Raw genomic sequence first — 17,205 nt, 5'->3', positions numbered from 1 at the left:
CGCCGGGGTCACCGGAACACCGACGGGGGCGGCGCGGGCGACGCCACCGCGGCCAGGTCCGTCACCGGGAGCGCCCCGCCGGTGAAGTCCGTGAGCGCCCTGCCGTGTTCGACCCGGCCGGGGTGGGGGTCGGAGGCGGCCCGGCGGGTCAGTTCGGCCACGGGCAGCGGGTGGTCGCAGGCGACCAGGACGGCGTTGCCGAAGCGCTTGCCGCGCAGGACCGTCGGGTCGGCGACCAGCGCCAGGTGCGCGAACCGGGCGGCGGCCGTGGCGATCTGGCCGCGCAGGTGGGCCAGCGGCGGCCCGTCGGCGAGGTTGGCCGCGTAGACGCCGCCGGGCTTGAGGGCCCTGCGGACCTCGTCCAGGAACTCGGTGGAGGTCAGGTGGGCCGGCGTCCGGGCCCCGCTGAACACGTCGCTGACGACGAGGTCGGCCCAGCCGTCGGGGACCTTGGCGAGCCCCGCGCGGGCGTCGGCGGACCGCACCCTGATGCGCGCGTTCGGGTCCAGCGGCAGCTCGCGGCGCACGAGTCGGACCAGGGCCGCGTCCCGTTCGACGACCTGCTGGGTGGAGCGGGGCCGGGTGGCGGCGACGTAGCGGGCGAGCGTCAGGGCCCCGCCGCCGAGGTGCACGGCCTGCAGGGGGCGGCCCGCCGGACCGGTGAGGTCGATCACATGGCCGAGCCTGCGCTGGTACTCGAAGGACAGGTACGCCGGATCGTCCAGGTCGACGTGCGACTGCGGCGCCCCGTCGATCACGAGGGTCCAGGCCCGGCGCCGCTCGCGGTCGGGTATCAACTCGGCCAGCCCGCCGTCGACGTTCTCGACGACGGCCTGCTCACCGGCCTGTCTGCTCCGGCCGCTCCTGGACTTGCCCATCGGCCCATTATCGCGGTGGTCCGGTAAGCGGCGCGTACGGCCGCCGGGGCCGGGCGGTCGGCAGCGGTGCCCGGATCACGGGCGTCCGAGGCCGGGCGGTCGGCGGCGGTGTCCGGATCACGGCTTTGGAGCGGGCCTCAGCGGCAGCTGTCCGCCGCCCTGATCATGCGGGCCGCCTGGTCCAGGGCCTCGCGCAGGACGGCCGGGTCCGTGGCGAGGTCCGCCTCGCCGGGCGGCAGCAGCCAGTCGGCGCCCTCCACCGGCGGCTCGGGCGCCAGGCGCATCCCGCGGCCGCCGGTGCCGGTACAGGTGCTGCCGGGGACGTCCCACCCGGCGGCGGTCCCGGGCGGGACCAGGAATCCGAGCGTGTCACCCCCGTCGTCGTGCAGCACGGGCCCGACGGCGTCCCCGGGGGCGCGCCGCAGGATGTCGACGGCCTCCAGTCCCTGCCGCGCCGGCACCGTCACCACGTCGCAGCCCACCGCCGGTCCGCACGACGGCGTACGAGGATCGTTGATCCGGCTGGTATCCATCCCGGCCTCCACCACGAGAACCCCTGCTCGGACAAGCGGTCGGGAGTCGGGGGCCTCCTCCCGGTCCACCGGTTCAACGCGGCGGGGCGTCAACGGCTACGGCGGAAGTCAGCCACAAAGGATGGCACTTCATGGCAGATCGTGTATGAGATATCCGGTTTGTAGCCAAACACAGCGTGAGGGCTCCGGCACAGCAGGTACGTTCATGCCCGCCGGACACAGGGCGGATCTGCGGACAACGCACGCAACTCGCCCGGTGCCCGGCATGGTTCGACGGTTCGCACGAGAGGACCCGGCCATGGCGTCGTCAACGGTGGCCTCGTCTCAGCCCGACCGGCCCGCACGGCCGAACCTCGCCTTCCGGCGGCTGCGCGGACAGCGCTCGCCGGCCGAGTTCGCCGCGGCGGTCCGCCGGGCCGGACTCGAGATCGGCGAGCAGGTCAGCTGTGACGCGCGCTACGTCGGCCGGGTCGAGGCAGGCGAGATCCGCTGCCCCAACTACGCGTACGAACGGGTGTTCCTGCACATGTTCCCGGGCCGCACGCTGACCGACCTGGGTTTCGCGCCCCGCTCGTCCGTACGCGGACGCCGGGCGCGCGACATCGAGGACACGCCCCCGACGCACACCCCGGACCCGGCGAACGCCCCCTGTGAGACCAACAGGGCGTGCGAGCCGTATGAAACGCGGAACCCGTACGACCCGTTCCACCCGCACGACACCTTTGAGGAGAGCGACGTGCTGCGTCGCGCATTCATGACCGGCGGAGGCGCCACGGTGGCCGCCGCCTCGCTGGGAGCCGCCGGCTTCTCCCGCGACGCCTCGGCCGCCCAGCGCGCCGTCCGCCGCGCCGGGGCCGGCGACGCCGGCGCGCTGGAGGAGGCCGTCCGCCGGATCCGGCTGCTCGACGACCGGCACGGGGCCGACGGCCTCTACCGCCGCGCCGCCGCCCCGCTGCGCGCCGCCTACGCCCTGCTGGACGCGGGCGCGACCCGGCAGACGACCGCGGACCGCCTCTACTCGGGCGCCGGCGAACTGGCCATCTCCGTGGGCTGGCTGGCGCACGACTCCGGCCGCTTCGACGACGCCCGCTCCCACTACGCGGAGGCCCTGGCGACCGCCCGGATGACCGGCGACCCGGGCCTGGAGGCGCACGCCTTCTGCAACACGGCGTTCCTCGCGCGCGACGCGGGCCGGCCACGCGAGGCGGTGCGGGCGGCGCAGGCCGCGCAGCGCGTCGCCCGGCCCGTCGGTTCCGCCCGGCTGATGTCGCTGCTCGCGCTGCGCGAGGCGGGCGGCTGGGCCGGACTCGCCGACCGCGTCGCCTGCGAGCAGGCGCTGGCGCGGGCGCAGACCCTCTTCGAACGCGGCCCCTCGGACGCCGACCCGGAGTGGATGAGCTTCTACGGCGAGGCCGAACTGGAGGGCCTGGAGGCGCAATGCTGGTCCACGCTCGGCGACTGGCCCCGGGCGGCGCGGCACGCGCGCCGGGCGGCGCAGCTGCAGGACCGGCACTTCACGCGGAACATCGCCCTGTACACGGCGGAACTGGCGGACGACCTCGCCCGGGGCGGCCGGCCGGACGAGGCGGCGGTGGCCGGGATGCGGGTGCTCGACCTGCTGGAGGAGGTCCAGTCGTCCCGGATCCAGACGATGCTGGCGGCCACGGCACGCGTCCTGCTGCCGCACCGGCGCGCCTCAGGGGTGTCGGCCTTCCTGGACCGCCACGCCTCGCTGCCGCGCACGGCGTAGGGGGAGCAGGCGGCCCCGGTGCCCGGGCCCGGCCCGGGCGCAGGCGTCCCGTCGCCCGCGCCGCCCGGCCCGAGGCAAGCAGGCCGTCGGTGCCCGCGCAGGGCTGGGAAGCGGCAGGCCGTCCGACTCGTACAGGGCCGGCCAGGAGCAGCGCCCCCGGGGGTCCGGCCCGGGCCGGTTCTCAGGCCAGGTGGCCCAGGTCGTTCCAGCTCTCGATCGCCGGCTCGCCGTAGGCCCAGCCCAGGACCGACAGGGACGTCGGGTTGAGGCGTATGCGGGCCGCGAAGTCGAGCGGCAGGCCCAGCCAGCGCGCCCCGAGGGAGCGCAGGATGTGCCCGTGGGCGAAGACCAGCACGTCGCGGTCGGCGGAGCGGGCCCAGGCCACCACCTCGTCCGCACGGGCCGTCACCGCCGCGAGCGACTCGCCCTCGGGGACGCCGTCGCGCCAGATGAGCCACCCGGGCCGGACGGCCTGGATCTCCGCCGGCGTCATGCCCTCGTACGCCCCGTAGTCCCACTCGAGCAGGGCGTCCCAGGTGCGGGCGCGGTCGCCGAAGCCGGCCAGCTCGCAGGTCTCCCGCGCGCGTGCCAGCGGGCTCGTGCGCACCTCGACCCCGGCCAGTCCGTCGTACGGCGGCCGGTGCAGGCGCTCGCCGAGCAGCTTCGCGCCCTGCCGGCCCTCCTCCAGCAGCGGCACATCGGTCCGGCCCGTGTGCTTGCCGGACAGCGACCAGGCGGTCTGTCCGTGGCGGGCCAGGAGGATGCGCGCGGCCATGGGGAACCTTTCCGGAGGAACGACGCAAGCGGAACTCCTCCATCATCGCGCACGCCTCCGGCGGGCAACCCGGGGGGCGATCTCTGCGTCTTCGAGGTCCGGAGGCCGCCCCCCGGGGCGTGCGCCCACACCGTAAAGTGACACGCCGACCGGGCTGCACGTGAGGACGAAGGGGGAGGGCGATCGGATGCCGCACACCGAGACACCGGGCACCGAGGCGGCCCCTGCGCCCAGGCTGCGCTGGTGGACGGAGCTGCCGCTCATCCTGCTGGTGTACGCGTGCTACACGGCCGGCCGGCTGCTCGCCCGGGGTGACGTCTCCACGGCGGTCGACCACGGCCTGGCGATCCTGCGGATCGAGAAGGCGCTGTACCTCAACGCCGAGCACCCGCTCAACCGCCTCTTCACGCGCGAACCCTGGATAGGCATACCCGCCGACTTCTGGTACGCCTCCCTGCACTACGTGGTCACACCGGCCGTCCTCGTGTGGCTCTTCCGTTCCCGCGCGGTGCGCTACCGCGCCGCGCGCACCTGGCTGATGACGTCGACCCTCATCGGCCTGATCGGCTTCACCCTGCTGCCCACGTGCCCGCCCCGGCTCCTCGACGCCGGCCACGGCTTCGTCGACACGATGGCCCAGTACAGCTCCTACGGCTGGTGGGGCGGCGCGGCCAGCGCGCCGCGCGGCATGGGCGGCATGACCAACCAGTACGCGGCGATGCCGAGCCTGCACGTGGGCTGGGCCCTGTGGTGCGGGGTCATGCTGTGGCGCTACGGCGGTACGCGCCTGATGAAGGCGGCCGGCGTCGCCTACCCCCTGATCACCACCGTCGTGGTGATGGGCACCGCCAACCACTACTTCCTCGACGCGGCCGCGGGCGCGCTCGTCATGGGCGCCGGCCTGCTCCTGGCGCCGTTCGTGATGCGCGCCGCCGACCGCCTGAAGGCCCGGTTCGCCACGGCGGCCGCAGCGGTCCCGGCGGACTCCCCCGCCGCTGGTTCCCCGATTGTCAGTGCCGGATGCCAGACTTCCGCGGGTGAGCGAATTCCACGGCAGCGCGAGTCGCGGCCCGCAGCGGGAGCCGAGCCCGGTGCCTCCCCCAAGGACGCGGGGGACGGCGCTCCGACACCGGCTCGCTGAGCTGCGCGGCCCCGACGTCCCCGCGAAGGCACTGGACGCGCGCGCCCTGGCGGCGCTGGCCGCCAACCCCGGCTGCGCGCGGCGCGCGATCCTGGACGGGGCGGGGGTGAACAAGGCGGTGCTGGCCGACGCGCTCGGTTCGCCGTCGGCCTTCGGGCAGTCGCAGTTCGCGCTCACCCGGGGCAACGCCTTCGAGGCGAAGGTCAAGGCCGACGGCGGCGCGGAGCTGCTGCGGCTGGTGCACGAGAAGCTGGACCGCTCCGCCGAACCTCCCGCCGGCGCGCGCGTGCCCGACCTCACGGCGACCGGCCCCCAGGGGCGCACGGCCCGTACGGCGCTGGAGCTGCGGGAGGCCGCCGCGCATCCGGGCGCCTGGACGCTGCTCGACCACCCGATGCTCGCGCTGGACGTCGCGGGCTCCCCCGCCTTCCTGGAGCCGGACGCGGTCGTGGTGCACCCCGACGGCAGCTGGACGGTCGTGGAGATCAAGTCGTTCCCGCTGCTGGACGGCTCGGCCGACCCGGCGAAGGTCGGCGCGGCGGCCCGGCAGGCGGCGGTGTACGTGCTGGCCCTGGAGGAGGTCGCCGCGCGGCTGGAGCCCGCCCCGCGCGTGCGGCACCGCGTCCTGCTGGTCTGCCCGCGGGACTTCTCCAACCTGCCGGCCGCCTCGGCCGTGGACATCCGCAAGCAGCGCGCGGTGACGGCCCGCCAGCTGGCCCGGCTGACCCGCATCGAGGAGATCGCCGACGCCCTCCCGGAGGGCACCTGCTTCTCGCCCGGGCTGCCCGCCGAGCGGCTGACCGCGGCCGTGGAGTCCGTCCCGGCGACGTACGCGCCCGAGTGCCTGTCCGCCTGCGAGCTGGCCTTCCACTGCCGGTCCCGGTCGCGCGAGCAGGGCGCGGTCACCACGCTCGGCCGTCCGGTGCGCGCCGAGCTGGGCGGTCTGACGACGGTGGAGGACGTCCTCGCGGCGGCCCGCGGCGAGGCCGGCGACCCGGACGACCCGGCGGTGGCCGCGCTGCGCCGGGCGGCGGCCCTGCGCGCCGAGGCGCTGGAGGCGGCGTGTCGCTGATCTCCACGCTGGCCCGCCTCGAAGCGGTCAGCACCGGCCGGGCCCAGCCCGCCGCCACCGTCCGGCACCGGCACCTGTCCGGCGAGCCGCTGGTGTTCGTGCCGCTCACCACCGCGGGTGAGGCCGGTGCCCCGCTCGGCGCGCTGGTCGGCACGGACCGGGACGCTCCGCGCCTGCTGGTCGTCCCGCAGCCGCGCGACCGCGACCTGCGCTTCGGCTTCCTGGCGGACCTGGCCGACGTGGTGCTGCCCTACGTCGACTCCTACGGCGAGGTCGTCGAGGCCGCCGAGCGCACGGAGACGGACCCGGAGACCGGCAAGCGCGTCAAGGTCGAGGTGGACCTGTGCGCGGACGCTCCGCAGCTGATCGTGCCGAGCCGGGCCGGTGTCGACCTGGTGCGGCTGCTCGGGCGCTCCACGCGGTTCCGGCGGACGGCCGAGCAGGACCCGGAGGCGCCCTACCCGGCGCCGCCGCGGGTGCCGCTGCTCGGCCGGTGGCTGACCCACTTCGGGGAGCGGGCCCGGGTGCCGGGTTCGTCGCTGCTGCTGGCGATGACCGACGTCCTGGGCCGGCACTGGGCGACCGGGCAGTCCACGCTGGAGGACCAGCACCTCGGGGCGCTGCTCGCCTGGATCGACCCGCCCGTCGGCGTCACCGGCGCCGAGGCGGCGCTGCGGGCCGAGCTGGAGCGGGACGAGCGCGGCCAGCTGCTCTGCCCGCCGGCGGGCCCGGCCACCGATCCGGCGTTCGACAACAAGCTCCTCGCTCCGGCGATCGAGCGCTACGACCGCGCCCGTACGGCCCTCCAGTCCGCCGAGGACGGGCTGGAGGCCGACGAACGGCTGGGGGCGCTGACCGCCGCCGAGCGGGAGATCCGCGCCCTGGTGCTGAGCCGGACCCGGCCGACCTGGGACGCGGTGTGGCGCGGTCTCGACCTGCTGCGCGAGCTGCCGGAAGGGGCGCACGTCGAGGAGCGGTGGACCCGCGACCGCTGGTCGTTCACGGGCCACCGCGACCGGGTCCTGGCCGGTGAGCCCCCGCAGCCGCGCCGCGACGACGCGGTGACGGCGGCGAACAAACTGGCCACGCGCGAGCGGGAGCAGGCCCGCCTGGAGGCGCAGGAGGCGCTCGACGACCCGCTGGTGATGGCCGGCCGGCGGCTGTCCGGGGAGGCGTTCGCGGGCGAGGTCACCGATGTGGTGATGGCCTACAGCGACGGCAAGCGCCCGAGCCCCCGCCCGCTGGTCACGGTCCGCACGGACGACCGGCCGCATCTCGGGGAGCGGACGAAGGTCCACCGGTCGCTGGGCGGGAAGCCGCAGTCGGCGGAGTGCGTCGCGGTCGAGGAGGACGGCGCGTACGTCGTGCTGCGGATCCTCGACAAGATGGGGCGCGGCAAGGAGCCCGAGCCGGGGTCGGTGCCGGAGAAGGGCGACCGGGTCTGCTTCACGCTGTTCGAGCACGAGCAGCGGGGCGGCGCCAAGCTGCCCGACCCGGAGCAGACCCCCTGGACGCACGGCGGGCCGCCCGGCGAGGCGGTCCTGGAGGCCGCCGATCCGGTGACCGAGGAGGATGTGCTGTGACCACGGTGTTCGACCCGTCGGCCGCCGCGGGCGAGGCGACGGAGGCGATCCTCCACGACACCCTGCACGGCACCGCGCGCGGAGTCGTGGTCGACTCCCCGCCGGGCGCCGGCAAGTCCACGCTGGTCGTCCGCGCGGCCTTGGAGCTGGCCGAGGCGGGCCGCCCGCTGATGGTGGTGGCGCAGACCAACGCCCAGGTCGACGACCTCGTCCTGCGGCTCGCGGAGAAGAATCCCGAGCTTCCGGTGGGGCGGCTGCACAGCAGCGACGCCGACCCCTACGACAAGGCGCTCGACGGTCTGGACAACGTCCGCAAGTCCGCCAAGGCGGCCGACCTCGCCGGGCTGGCCGTGGTGATCTCGACGGCCGCGAAGTGGGCGCACGTGAAGACCGACGAGCCGTGGCGGCACGCCATCGTCGACGAGGCCTACCAGATGCGCTCCGACGCGCTGCTGGCGGTGGCCGGGCTGTTCGAGCGGGCGCTGTTCGTGGGCGACCCGGGACAGCTGGACCCCTTCGCGATCGTGGGCAGCGAGCAGTGGGCGGGCCTGACCTACGACCCGTCGGCCTCGGCGGTGACGACCCTGCTCGCGCACAACCCGGACCTGCCCCAGCACCGCCTGCCGGTCTCCTGGCGGCTCCCGGCCTCGGCGGCGTCCCTGGTGTCGGACGCCTTCTACCCGTACACGCCCTTCCGCAGCGGCACCGGCCACGGCGACCGCTCCCTGGCCTTCGCGGTGCCGTCGGACGGCTCCGGGCCGGACCGGGTGATCGACGAGGCGGCGGCGTCGGGCTGGGGCCTGCTGGAGCTGCCCGCCCGGCACACCCCGCGCACGGACCCCGAGGCGGTCCGGGCCGTGGCCGAGGTCGTCCGCCGTCTGCTGGAGCGCGGCGGTGCGGCCTCCTCGGAGCGCTCACCCGACCCCTCGCCGCTCACGGCCGACCGGATCGCCGTCGGCACGGCCCACCGCGACCAGGCGGCGGCGGTCCGCACGGCCCTGGCCGGCCTCGGCGTCACCGACGTCGTGGTGGACACGGCGAACCGGCTGCAGGGCCGGGAGTACGACGTCACGGTGGTGCTGCATCCCCTCTCGGGCCGCCCCGACGCCACGGCGTTCCATCTGGAGACGGGCCGCCTCTGCGTCCTGGCCTCCCGCCACCGGCACGCCTGCATCGTGGTCTGCCGGGCGGGCGTCACCGGCCTCCTGGACGACTACCCGTCCACGGAACCGGTCCAGCTGGGAACGGTGGTGAAGTTCCCGGACGGCTGGGAGGCCAACCACGCGGTCCTGGCGCACCTGGCCGAACACCGGGTGGCGTGGCGGACGTGACGGGCCCCCCGAACGCGGCGGCGGGTGGTGCGGCGGGGTTTTCCGCGACCGCGATGCCCACTTGCGCGCCGCGCGACAATGGACGGTGGCCCGATCCGCCCGGCGGGCCGTGCGCGTCGTACGAGGAGGAGAAGACATGGCGGAGCCCACGCCGCGTCGGAACGAGCCGCGGCTACGCCCCGCGCCCCTGCTGTTCGAGCCCGCGGAGGCGGCCTCGGACCCTGAGCACTTCTTCGACCTCGAGTCGATCGACGACCCCCGGGCGCTGCTCGCCCGGGCGACGGAGCTGACGCTGGCGTTCCGGGCCGCGGCGGACCGGGCGCTGGAGTTCCAGGCGATGGCGGCGGCACAGCTGGCCGACCCGCGGCGGTTCGACCGGCTGACCACGGCGGACATCGCCGACCGGGCGGAATGGACCGAGGACTACGCCAAGAAGATGGTCGAGTTCGGGCGGGGCCTGATGCGCGGCGAGGCCGAGGGCCGCGGACCGGGCGATCCCGGCTGAGCGACGCTCCGACCGCACGGCCCGACGATCATCTGGCATATGCCAGGCGGGCAAGATACCCCCTCTCACCCCCCGCTGTCCCGGTTTCCCGCAACCCTGGGAGACCGTCCGCTCACCGCCGGTAGACCTGTCTGCCATGAGCAGCGCATGGAACGCCTCCGATGTCACCCCGGACGGGGCCGCCTGGCTCGCCTCGGCAGGAACGTATCCGCGGAGCACGCTCGCCCTGTGGGACGAGCGGCCGGGCGCCCCGGTGGTCCTGCCCTGCGGCTCGGTCTTCGACGTGGTCAGCGCGCCCGCGATCTTCGGGCGCCGGATGCTCGACCGGCTGTGGGACGACGGCCCCGGCTCGGGACCGGTCGCCGAGTTCCGCGGCCGCATGCTGCTGTTCGCCGCCCCCGGCACGGCCCAGCGGCTGCCGGCGCTGCTGGAGTGGGAGGAGTGGGGCGCGCACGGCCGGGACGGCGGGGAGAGCCGCCGTACGGACGCGGTACCGCCGCTGCTGTGCCACGGCACCGGCGACGCGGTGACCGTCCCCGCCCCGGCGCCCGGCGACTCCACCGCGCCCCCCGCCCCGGCCCGGTCCGGTTCGCGCTGGCTCGTCGCTCCGGATACCCGTCAGCCCTGGCTGCCCGGTCCGGAGGTGCTGCTGTGGGCGGCCGTGCGGGCGGCCCGCTCGGCCGTGCGGATTTCGATTTTTCCTCCCGCCGACCAGGGTGCTAAGGTCTACGACGTCAGCAGGCGCCGCTAGCTCAGTTGGTTAGAGCAGCTGACTCTTAATCAGCGGGTCCGGGGTTCGAGTCCCTGGCGGCGCACAGACGGTGAAAGGCCCCTCGCAGCAGCGGGGGGCCTTTCGCGTACCGGCGTGGGGCACTCGGTGCGACCGTCAGTGCCCCACCTTGATCTTCACGGTCCAGGCCCCCGACGCGGTACGCCCCTCCACCCGCACCTCCACCCGTACGCCCCCGCCCGGCACCGTGAAGCTCTCCCCGAGGGCGATCGGCGCGTCCGCCAGCGGCGGGTAGACGGAGTTCTCCCAGCACGCCTCGGTGCGCGGATGCGCGTCGACCACCTCGATGGGGCCGCCCCCGGACTGCGCCCCGCCCCGCACCCGGTACACCAGCACCCCCGCGCGGCAGGCCTCGGCGTCGTTGCCGACCGGCCCCCGCGCCTCCAGGGCGAGCACGCTGTCCGGGCCGGTGCGCACCACGGCGAGCTTGGTGCCGCGCCCGAGCCCGAAGGCCCGGGCCCCGGCCGCGCCCACCTCGGCCGGCTCCGCTCCCGCCGTCAGCGGCTCCAGGGTGAGCCGGGTGGGACCGGGGTCCTGCACGCACCGCACCTGGCGCGGGTCGAGCCAGCCCAGCTTCCACTTGTGCCAGGCGAACAGGTCGGGGGCGAGTCCGAACTGGCTGCCCATCAGGTCCCAGTCGCCGACATGGGTGTCCCAGTCGCCCTTGCCGTCGGCGGGACGGTGGTACAGGTCGGGCAGGTCGAACACGTGCCCGGTCTCGTGGGCGAGGACGAGCCGGTCCGGGGGGTGCTGCTCGAACACGGTGACGACCCGGCGCAGATCGGTGCCGTCGGCCCGCAGCGGGCTGGTCAGGTTCACCACCTTGGTCGCGTCCGAGTCCACGCCGGGGGCGTCCGGATCGGCGACGAAGTACACGACGTCGTAGCGGGAGAAGTCGACCTGCGGGTCGGCCACCGAGAGCGCGTCGCGCAGGTAGGCGGCCCGCCGGTCGGAGCTCCAGTCGCGCTGTATGTCGTAGGCCGTGGACGGCTGCGGCATCTGGATCCAGCGGCCCAGCGGGTGCGGGCGCAGGGTGAAGCGGCCGTAGGAGGCGCGTTCGAAGAAGCGGGTGGTGGCCGGGAAGTGGTCGGCGGTCAGCTCCTGCGGTGTGGTGAGCGGGCGGGAATCGGGGAAGGACAGGAACACCATCACCGCGTCCAGCGACCGGTCCGGGCGCGGGTAGGAGGCGTTCCAGGTGTCCAGGCCCTCCGAGTGGTGGGCGTCGGTGCGCGTCAGGGCGCAGGGCGCGGCGGAATCGGGCCCGGCGGCGGAGGGACTGGCCCCGAGGGAGGTGGCGGCGAGCGCGGACATGGTGGTGAACACGGCCGCGGTGCTGCGCCATCGGGCGCGCGGAAACTGACGCGGCACAGGTACCTCCGGGTACGGTTCGCGGGACACCGCACCCAGACTGTGATGATTTGTCGTACCGCGCCCTGTTTGCCTGCACCGGTCGGGTGAAGGGGCCGAAGAAATGCGAACGGCGACGCTCCCGAAGCACTCACGGAACGTCACAACTGGTCGAGGGCCCGAAGAAGCCGTCCAAGGCTGAGCAGAAACGATCTGGCAGAAGCGCGGACCGGCCCGGAAGACCGGACACCGGCTGGAAGGCCCCGGGGCCAGCCTCTATGATCGGCACACTTTCCTGACCTTTCCTGCACGGACAGAGATCGAATACATGCGGGAGCGAGCGGTGAGCGGAACCTCCGAAGGGCCGGCGCCCGCGGCAGACCTCGACCGGCCGGTCGTCACAGAGAGTGAGATCGATACGTCTCCCCGTACCGAGAACCCGTCACGGCAGCCCTATCGCTCCGTCTTCACGGCCGCCCCGCTCGCCATGGCCGTCGTGGACCGCGAGGGCGCCGTCGTCAGCGCCAACGACGCGCTCGCCGCGCTGCTCGGCGGCAGCCCGGACGAGTTGGCCGGGTCGGCCGCCGCCGACCTGGTCGACCTCACCTCCGACACGCGCACCTGGCACGCCTACCGCGAGGTGCTGCGCGGCCGGCAGTCACGGCTGCGCTGCACGCGCCGCCTGAAGCACCCCGACGGGCACTCGCTGTGGGTGCAGGTGACGGTCGCCCCGCTGCCCGCCGAGGACCAGGGCGTGCTGCTGTCCGTCGCCGACATCAGCGCCCGCCGCGAACTCCAGGCCCGGCTGCGCCACTTGCAGATGCACGACCCGGTGACCCGGCTGCCCAACCGCACCCTGTTCTTCGAACGCCTGTCTGCGGCACTGGAGGCCGAGTCGTACGAGCAGAGCGGCACCGGCCGGATCGGGCTGTGCTACCTGGACCTCGACGGCTTCAAGGCCATCAACGACACCCTCGGCCACCGCGTGGGCGACCGGCTGCTGGCCGCCGTCGCCGAGCGCCTCATGCGCTGCGCGGACGAGGCCGGGCACTCCCGGACCACCGTCCCGCTGGTGGCCCGGCTCGGCGGTGACGAGTTCGCGCTGCTCGTGGAGGACTCCACCGGCACCGAACAGCTGGCCGAGCTGGCCGAGTCGGCGCTGCGCGCGGTCCAGGACCCGTTCGACATCTCCGGGCAGCGGCTGTCGGTCTCGGCCTCGATCGGCGTGGTCGAACGGCATGCGGCCGGGACGACCCCGACGGCCCTGATGCAGGCGGCCGACACGACGCTGTACTGGGCGAAGGCCGACGGCAAGGCCCGCTGGACGCTGTTCGACCCGGAGCGCAACGCGCACCGCATGACCCGCCAGGCCCTGGCCTCCACCCTCCGGCCGGCCATCGACCGGGGCGAGTTCCGGCTCGAGTACCAGCCGCTGGTGGGCATGGAGGACGACCGGCTGCACGGCGTCGAGGCGCTCATCCGCTGGAATCATCCTCAGTTCGGCGTACTGACGCCGAATCGGTTCATCGGACTGGCCGAGGAGGACGGTTCGATCGTTCCACTGGGCCGCTGGGTGCTGCGCACGGCGTGCGAGCAGGCCCGCCGCTGGCAGCTGGACCACCCCGACGAGCCGCCGATCTTCGTCAGCGTGAACGTGGCCGTGCGGCAGATCTGGGACTCCGACCTGGTGGCGGACGTGGCGGAGGTGCTGGCCGGGACGGGCCTGGAGCCGCACCTGCTGCAGCTGGAGCTCACCGAGTCGGCCGTGATGGGGTCGGCGGGCCGCCCGCTGCAGACTCTGAAGGCCCTCAGCGACATGGGCGTGCGCATCGCCATCGACGACTTCGGCACCGGCTACTCGAACCTCGCCTACCTCAGCCGGTTGCCCGTGTCGGCGCTGAAGCTGGACGGCTCGTTCGTGCGGGGCTTCCAGTACGACGACCGGGAGGCGGCCGCCCGGGCCAACCCGGCCGACCAAGTGGTCGTCGAGGCGATGATCCAGCTCGCGCACCGGCTCGGGCTGACCGTCACGGCCGAGTGCGTGGAGACCTCGGCGCAGGCCACCCGGCTGCGCAGCATCGGCTGCGACACCGGACAGGGCTGGCTCTACTCCCGCCCGGTGCCGCCGGACCGCATCTCCGAGCTGCTGGGCACGCCGGGCGTTCAGGCCGAGGCGGGCGTCGGCAAGCCGTAGGCGTCGGCGATCAGTGCGTAGGAGCGCAGGCGGACGTCCCCGCCGTGGGCGTTGGCCGTGATCATCAGCTCGTCGGCGCCGGTGCGCTTGGCCAGGTCGTCCAGGCCGGAGCGGACCTCGTCCGGGGTGCCGTGCACGACGTTGGCGTTCCAGGAGTCGACGAAGTCGCGCTCCATGGGGCTGAACGGGTAGGCCTCCGCCTCCTCCGGGGTGGGCACGAGGCCGGGGCGGCCGGTGCGCAGCCGGACCATGCCGAGGGCGGCCGCCAGCACCTGCCGGCGGGCCTCCCGCTCGTCGTCCGCGGCGAGCGCCGAGACGCCGATGAGCGCGTACGGCTCGTCGAGCACGGCGGACGGCCGGAAGGACTCGCGGTACAGGTCGAGCGCGGGGACGGTGTTCTGCGCCGAGAAGTGGTGCGCGAAGGCGAAGGGCAGCCCGAGGACGCCCGCCAGGCGGGCGCTGAAGCCGGAGGAGCCGAGCAGCCAGATCGGCGGGCGGTGCGGGGACTGGACGCCGCCGGGGGACGTGGCCTGCACCGGACCCGGCACGGCGTGGATGCGGCGGTAGGGATGCCCGTCGGGGAAGTCGTCGTCGAGGAAGCGGGTCAGCTCGGCGAGCTGCTGCGGGAAGTCGTCGGCGCCCTCGTCGAGGCGCTCGGTGCGGCGCAGCGCGGCGGCGGTGGCGCCGTCGGTGCCCGGGGCGCGGCCGAGGCCGAGGTCGACGCGGCCGGGGGCCATCGCCTCCAGCGTCCCGAACTGCTCGGCGATCACCAGCGGCGCGTGGTTGGGCAGCATCACCCCACCCGAGCCGAGCCGGATGCGCTCGGTGTGGGCGGCCAGGTGGGCCAGGATCACCGCCGGGGACGAGGAGGCCACGCCCGGCATGGAGTGGTGCTCGGCGACCCAGTACCGGTGGAAGCCGCGGCGCTCGGCGAGGCGGGCCAGCTCGACGCTGGTGCGCAGCGCGTCGGTGGCGGTGCGGCCGGCCCCCACGGTGACCAGGTCCAGTACGGAGAGGGGGACGGGGGCGCTGCCCTGCGCTGCGCCGCGGATCTCGTCTGCCGCCACGGTGGGGTGCCTCCTGCTGTGGGCCGTGTGCTGTCGTCCAGGCAGTAACAGGGGACTGTCTCCGGTTATTCCCGCACCACCACGCAGCAGCTCGGGGAGCCCCGGCCGGCCGGGGCTCGGGCAGCGGCCCCGGGCTCAGGCCTGGACGAGCGGTTCGCGGGTGAACAGGGCTCCCAGTTCCGGCGCGTTCACCCGGCGGTCCGCCAGGCGCAGGGCTTCCCAGACCGTGACCTGGTTGGCGGTGAGGACCGGCTTGCCGATCTCCTTCTCCAGGGCGGGGATGTGGGCCGCGGTGTGCAGGTCCGTGCCGGGCAGCAGGAGCGCCTGCGCCTCGGGGTGGTCGGAGTCGCGCGCGAGGGCGAGGAGTTCGCCTTTGCCCCAGCCGACCACCTCGGCCGCCGAGGCGGTGCCGGAGCTGTGGACCGAGACGACGTCGACGCCGTCCGCGCGCAGGAACCGCGCGAAGAGCTGCGCCACGTCCTGCGGGTACGCCGCTCCGACGGCGACCCGCCGCAGGCCGAGTTCCCGCACCGCGTGCACGAAGCCGAAGGAGGTCGAGGAAGCGGGCATACCGGCCGCCTGGGCCAGCGTGCGGACCTGGTCCTGCGCGCCGTCCCGGCCCTGGACGAAACTCCCGCTGGTGGACGCCCACACCACGGCGTCCGCGCCGGCGTGCCGCAGCTCCTGGACCCCGGCCGCCAGCCGCCCGGCCGCGTCGCCCGCCGCCGGCGCGTCCACCCGGTGGGTGTCCCCACCGAGGTCGATGTGCACCAGGTCCACCCGGATGTCGCTGCCCAGCAACTGCTCGATGCGCGGATAGTCGTCGTCGGCGGAGTGGCCCGGGTAGAGGAATCCCAGCGCTGTCATGTCCAGCCTTCCTGCTGCTCGCTTCCGGTACTACGGGACCGGGTACCCAGTCGGCGCAGCGCCGCCCACCCTCGTCACCGGGTTGGCCGAGACCACCGGGGCGTGCGGCTCCTCGGGCGCCGGCCGGGCACCCGGTTTCACGCGGGGCGACGGGCGGGCGACCGTGCGTGTTGACGGCCGTCGCCGGGAGGTGCCAGCGTGGGCGGTCCGCCCGGATCACCGCCCGGCCGGCACCGGGCCCCTGCGTCGCCGCCGCCCGGAGCCCGCGCCGGCCGGACCCGCCGAACGGCTGGAGGAACGGCTGCCCATGCCCACCCCCACCCTGCTCGTCCTGGATGCCGAGCCCCTCCCCCGCCTGGGCCGCCTCACCGGCCGGGTCCGGATCGAGCACACCGACGCGGCCGGGCTCGCCGCGCACCTGCCCCGCGCGGACGTCCTCCTGGTGTGGGACCTCACCTCGCACGCCGTACGGGACGCGTGGCCGGGCGGAGGCCCGCGCCCGCGCTGGGTGCACATCGCGAGCGCCGGGGTGGACCACGTGATGTGCCCCGAACTCGCCTCCTCGGACACGGTGGTGACCAACGCACGGGGCGTCTTCGACCAGCCGGTCGCCGAGTACGTCGCCGCGCTGGTGCTGGCCATGGCCAAGGACCTGCCCCGCACGCTGGAGTTGCAGCGCGCACGGACCTGGCGGCACCGGGACACCCGAAAGGTCGCCGGGAGCCGGGCCGTGGTGGTCGGGTCCGGCCCCGTCGGCCGTGCCGTCGCCCGCACGCTGAAGGCGCTGGGCGTCACCACGGCGCTGGTCGGCCGTGCCGCGCGCGCCCGGGTGCACGGCCCGGAGGATCTGGACCGGCTGCTGTCCCGTGCCGACTGGGTGGTCGCGGCGGCGCCCCTCACGGAGCGCACGCGCGGCATGTTCGACGCCCGCCGCTTCGGCGTGATGCAGCCCTCCGCCCGGTTCGTCAACGTCGGCCGGGGCCCGCTGGTCGTCGAGGAGGCCCTCGCCGAGGCCCTGGACAGGCGCTGGATCGCCGGGGCCGCGCTGGACGTCTTCGCGGACGAACCGCTGCCCGGGGACAGCCCGTTGTGGGGAGTGCCGGGGCTGATCGTGTCCCCGCACATGAGCGGTGACACGGCCGGCTGGCGGGACGAACTGGCCGCGCAGTTTGTGGAGTTCTTCGACCTGTGGGCGGCCGGTGAGCCGCTGCGGAACGTGGTCGACAAGCAGCGCGGTTACGTCCCCGGGCCGTGACGCGCCGGGAAGGGCGGACGCGGCCGCGCACACCACCGCGGGCGTCCCGGCCGGCCGGGGGTGTCGCGGAGCGCACGTGGGGGGCCTGAAAAGACCTGCATAACCCGGAGGCGTTCG

At 74.9% G+C, this 17,205-nt stretch carries 15 protein-coding genes and 1 tRNA gene; 10 read left to right on the top strand and 6 right to left on the bottom strand.

Annotated features, from left to right (window positions below):
- Positions 1-8: 8 nt before the first annotated feature.
- Together ACFYWG_RS11975 and ACFYWG_RS11970 are read right to left on the bottom strand one after the other, a co-directional pair.
- Positions 9-878 carry a spermidine synthase gene (locus ACFYWG_RS11975; RefSeq protein WP_385418965.1) on the bottom strand — a complete coding sequence of 290 codons (870 nt, stop codon included), beginning with the start codon at positions 876-878 and terminating at the stop codon, positions 9-11.
- Between the two features lie 137 nt (positions 879-1,015).
- A complete protein-coding gene (locus tag ACFYWG_RS11970; RefSeq protein WP_376331644.1) occupies positions 1,016-1,411 on the bottom strand; it encodes a hypothetical protein in 396 nt (131 codons plus the stop codon).
- Positions 1,412-1,709: 298 nt separating this feature from the next.
- Here ACFYWG_RS11970 and ACFYWG_RS11965 point away from each other — a divergent pair, with 298 nt between their 5' ends.
- Positions 1,710-3,161, top strand: a complete 1,452-nt coding sequence (locus tag ACFYWG_RS11965; RefSeq protein WP_389200956.1) for a hypothetical protein — start codon at positions 1,710-1,712, stop codon at positions 3,159-3,161.
- 181 nt (positions 3,162-3,342) lie between these two features.
- Here the strand turns inward: ACFYWG_RS11965 and ACFYWG_RS11960 are convergent, their stop codons facing one another.
- Positions 3,343-3,936 (bottom strand): histidine phosphatase family protein, encoded by a 594-nt coding sequence (locus tag ACFYWG_RS11960; protein WP_383499324.1) that lies wholly within the window; start codon positions 3,934-3,936, stop codon positions 3,343-3,345.
- Positions 3,937-4,123: 187 nt separating this feature from the next.
- Here ACFYWG_RS11960 and ACFYWG_RS11955 point away from each other — a divergent pair, with 187 nt between their 5' ends.
- The 7 genes from ACFYWG_RS11955 to ACFYWG_RS11925 all read left to right on the top strand — a co-directional run bounded on the left by ACFYWG_RS11955 (position 4,124) and on the right by ACFYWG_RS11925 (position 10,383).
- On the top strand, positions 4,124-5,077 hold the full coding sequence (locus ACFYWG_RS11955) for a phosphatase PAP2 family protein (protein ID WP_376331639.1): 954 nt from the start codon (positions 4,124-4,126) through the stop codon (positions 5,075-5,077).
- Positions 5,028-6,149, top strand: coding sequence for a hypothetical protein (locus ACFYWG_RS11950; protein WP_383499327.1), 1,122 nt, complete (start codon positions 5,028-5,030; stop codon positions 6,147-6,149). The genes ACFYWG_RS11955 and ACFYWG_RS11950 overlap by 50 nt, the downstream gene beginning before the upstream one ends.
- The gene (locus tag ACFYWG_RS11945; RefSeq protein ID WP_389200953.1) at positions 6,140-7,732 is read left to right on the top strand and encodes a hypothetical protein; all 1,593 of its coding nucleotides are present in this window, start codon (positions 6,140-6,142) and stop codon (positions 7,730-7,732) included. Before ACFYWG_RS11950 ends, ACFYWG_RS11945 begins: the two co-directional genes overlap by 10 nt.
- Positions 7,729-9,063, top strand: a complete 1,335-nt coding sequence (locus tag ACFYWG_RS11940; protein WP_383499333.1) for an AAA domain-containing protein — start codon at positions 7,729-7,731, stop codon at positions 9,061-9,063. The genes ACFYWG_RS11945 and ACFYWG_RS11940 overlap by 4 nt, the downstream gene beginning before the upstream one ends.
- A gap of 136 nt (positions 9,064-9,199) precedes the next feature.
- Positions 9,200-9,568: a hypothetical protein gene (locus tag ACFYWG_RS11935; protein ID WP_376331631.1), complete on the top strand. Its 369-nt coding sequence runs from the start codon at positions 9,200-9,202 to the stop codon at positions 9,566-9,568.
- A 136-nt stretch (positions 9,569-9,704) separates the two neighbouring features.
- Entirely contained in the window at positions 9,705-10,319 is a 615-nt protein-coding gene (locus tag ACFYWG_RS11930) for a bifunctional DNA primase/polymerase (RefSeq protein WP_385418951.1), read from the top strand.
- A tRNA-Lys gene (locus ACFYWG_RS11925) sits at positions 10,310-10,383 on the top strand. The genes ACFYWG_RS11930 and ACFYWG_RS11925 overlap by 10 nt, the downstream gene beginning before the upstream one ends.
- A gap of 71 nt (positions 10,384-10,454) precedes the next feature.
- Here ACFYWG_RS11925 and ACFYWG_RS11920 read toward each other — a convergent pair.
- The gene (locus ACFYWG_RS11920; protein ID WP_383499339.1) at positions 10,455-11,756 is read right to left on the bottom strand and encodes a M6 family metalloprotease domain-containing protein; all 1,302 of its coding nucleotides are present in this window, start codon (positions 11,754-11,756) and stop codon (positions 10,455-10,457) included.
- A gap of 277 nt (positions 11,757-12,033) precedes the next feature.
- On the opposite strand from ACFYWG_RS11920, the gene ACFYWG_RS11915 reads away from it, so the two are divergent.
- Positions 12,034-13,899: a putative bifunctional diguanylate cyclase/phosphodiesterase gene (locus tag ACFYWG_RS11915; protein ID WP_383499342.1), complete on the top strand. Its 1,866-nt coding sequence runs from the start codon at positions 12,034-12,036 to the stop codon at positions 13,897-13,899.
- Here ACFYWG_RS11915 and ACFYWG_RS11910 read toward each other — a convergent pair.
- Together ACFYWG_RS11910 and ACFYWG_RS11905 are read right to left on the bottom strand one after the other, a co-directional pair.
- Positions 13,869-14,966 carry an LLM class flavin-dependent oxidoreductase gene (locus ACFYWG_RS11910; protein ID WP_389200949.1) on the bottom strand — a complete coding sequence of 366 codons (1,098 nt, stop codon included), beginning with the start codon at positions 14,964-14,966 and terminating at the stop codon, positions 13,869-13,871. The genes ACFYWG_RS11915 and ACFYWG_RS11910 overlap by 31 nt on opposite strands.
- Before the next feature lie 135 nt (positions 14,967-15,101).
- Positions 15,102-15,833 (bottom strand): decarboxylase, encoded by a 732-nt coding sequence (locus ACFYWG_RS11905; RefSeq protein ID WP_389200947.1) that lies wholly within the window; start codon positions 15,831-15,833, stop codon positions 15,102-15,104.
- A gap of 307 nt (positions 15,834-16,140) precedes the next feature.
- Here ACFYWG_RS11905 and ACFYWG_RS11900 point away from each other — a divergent pair, with 307 nt between their 5' ends.
- On the top strand, positions 16,141-17,088 hold the full coding sequence (locus ACFYWG_RS11900) for a D-2-hydroxyacid dehydrogenase (protein ID WP_389200945.1): 948 nt from the start codon (positions 16,141-16,143) through the stop codon (positions 17,086-17,088).
- The last annotated feature ends 117 nt before the right edge of the window (positions 17,089-17,205 follow it).

The sequence above is a fragment of the Streptomyces sp. NPDC003456 genome (genome assembly GCF_042878735.1).
Taxonomy (GTDB): Bacteria; Actinomycetota; Actinomycetes; order Streptomycetales; family Streptomycetaceae; genus Streptomyces.
Note: the sequence above shows the minus strand (reverse complement) of the source record. Positions and strands in the feature narration are given on the sequence as shown.

Excerpts from the sequence above, each read along its gene's own strand:
- ACFYWG_RS11970 (WP_376331644.1), bottom strand. The coding sequence starts at position 1,411 with ATGGATACCAGCCGGATCAACGATCCTCGTACGCCGTCGTGCGGACCG.
- ACFYWG_RS11900 (WP_389200945.1), top strand. The coding sequence starts at position 16,141 with ATGCCCACCCCCACCCTGCTCGTCCTGGATGCCGAGCCCCTCCCCCGC.
- ACFYWG_RS11965 (WP_389200956.1), top strand. The coding sequence starts at position 1,710 with ATGGCGTCGTCAACGGTGGCCTCGTCTCAGCCCGACCGGCCCGCACGG.
- ACFYWG_RS11975 (WP_385418965.1), bottom strand. The coding sequence starts at position 878 with ATGGGCAAGTCCAGGAGCGGCCGGAGCAGACAGGCCGGTGAGCAGGCC.
- ACFYWG_RS11935 (WP_376331631.1), top strand. The coding sequence starts at position 9,200 with ATGGCGGAGCCCACGCCGCGTCGGAACGAGCCGCGGCTACGCCCCGCG.
- ACFYWG_RS11960 (WP_383499324.1), bottom strand. The coding sequence starts at position 3,936 with ATGGCCGCGCGCATCCTCCTGGCCCGCCACGGACAGACCGCCTGGTCG.
- ACFYWG_RS11930 (WP_385418951.1), top strand. The coding sequence starts at position 9,705 with ATGAGCAGCGCATGGAACGCCTCCGATGTCACCCCGGACGGGGCCGCC.
- ACFYWG_RS11915 (WP_383499342.1), top strand. The coding sequence starts at position 12,034 with ATGCGGGAGCGAGCGGTGAGCGGAACCTCCGAAGGGCCGGCGCCCGCG.
- ACFYWG_RS11955 (WP_376331639.1), top strand. The coding sequence starts at position 4,124 with ATGCCGCACACCGAGACACCGGGCACCGAGGCGGCCCCTGCGCCCAGG.
- ACFYWG_RS11905 (WP_389200947.1), bottom strand. The coding sequence starts at position 15,833 with ATGACAGCGCTGGGATTCCTCTACCCGGGCCACTCCGCCGACGACGAC.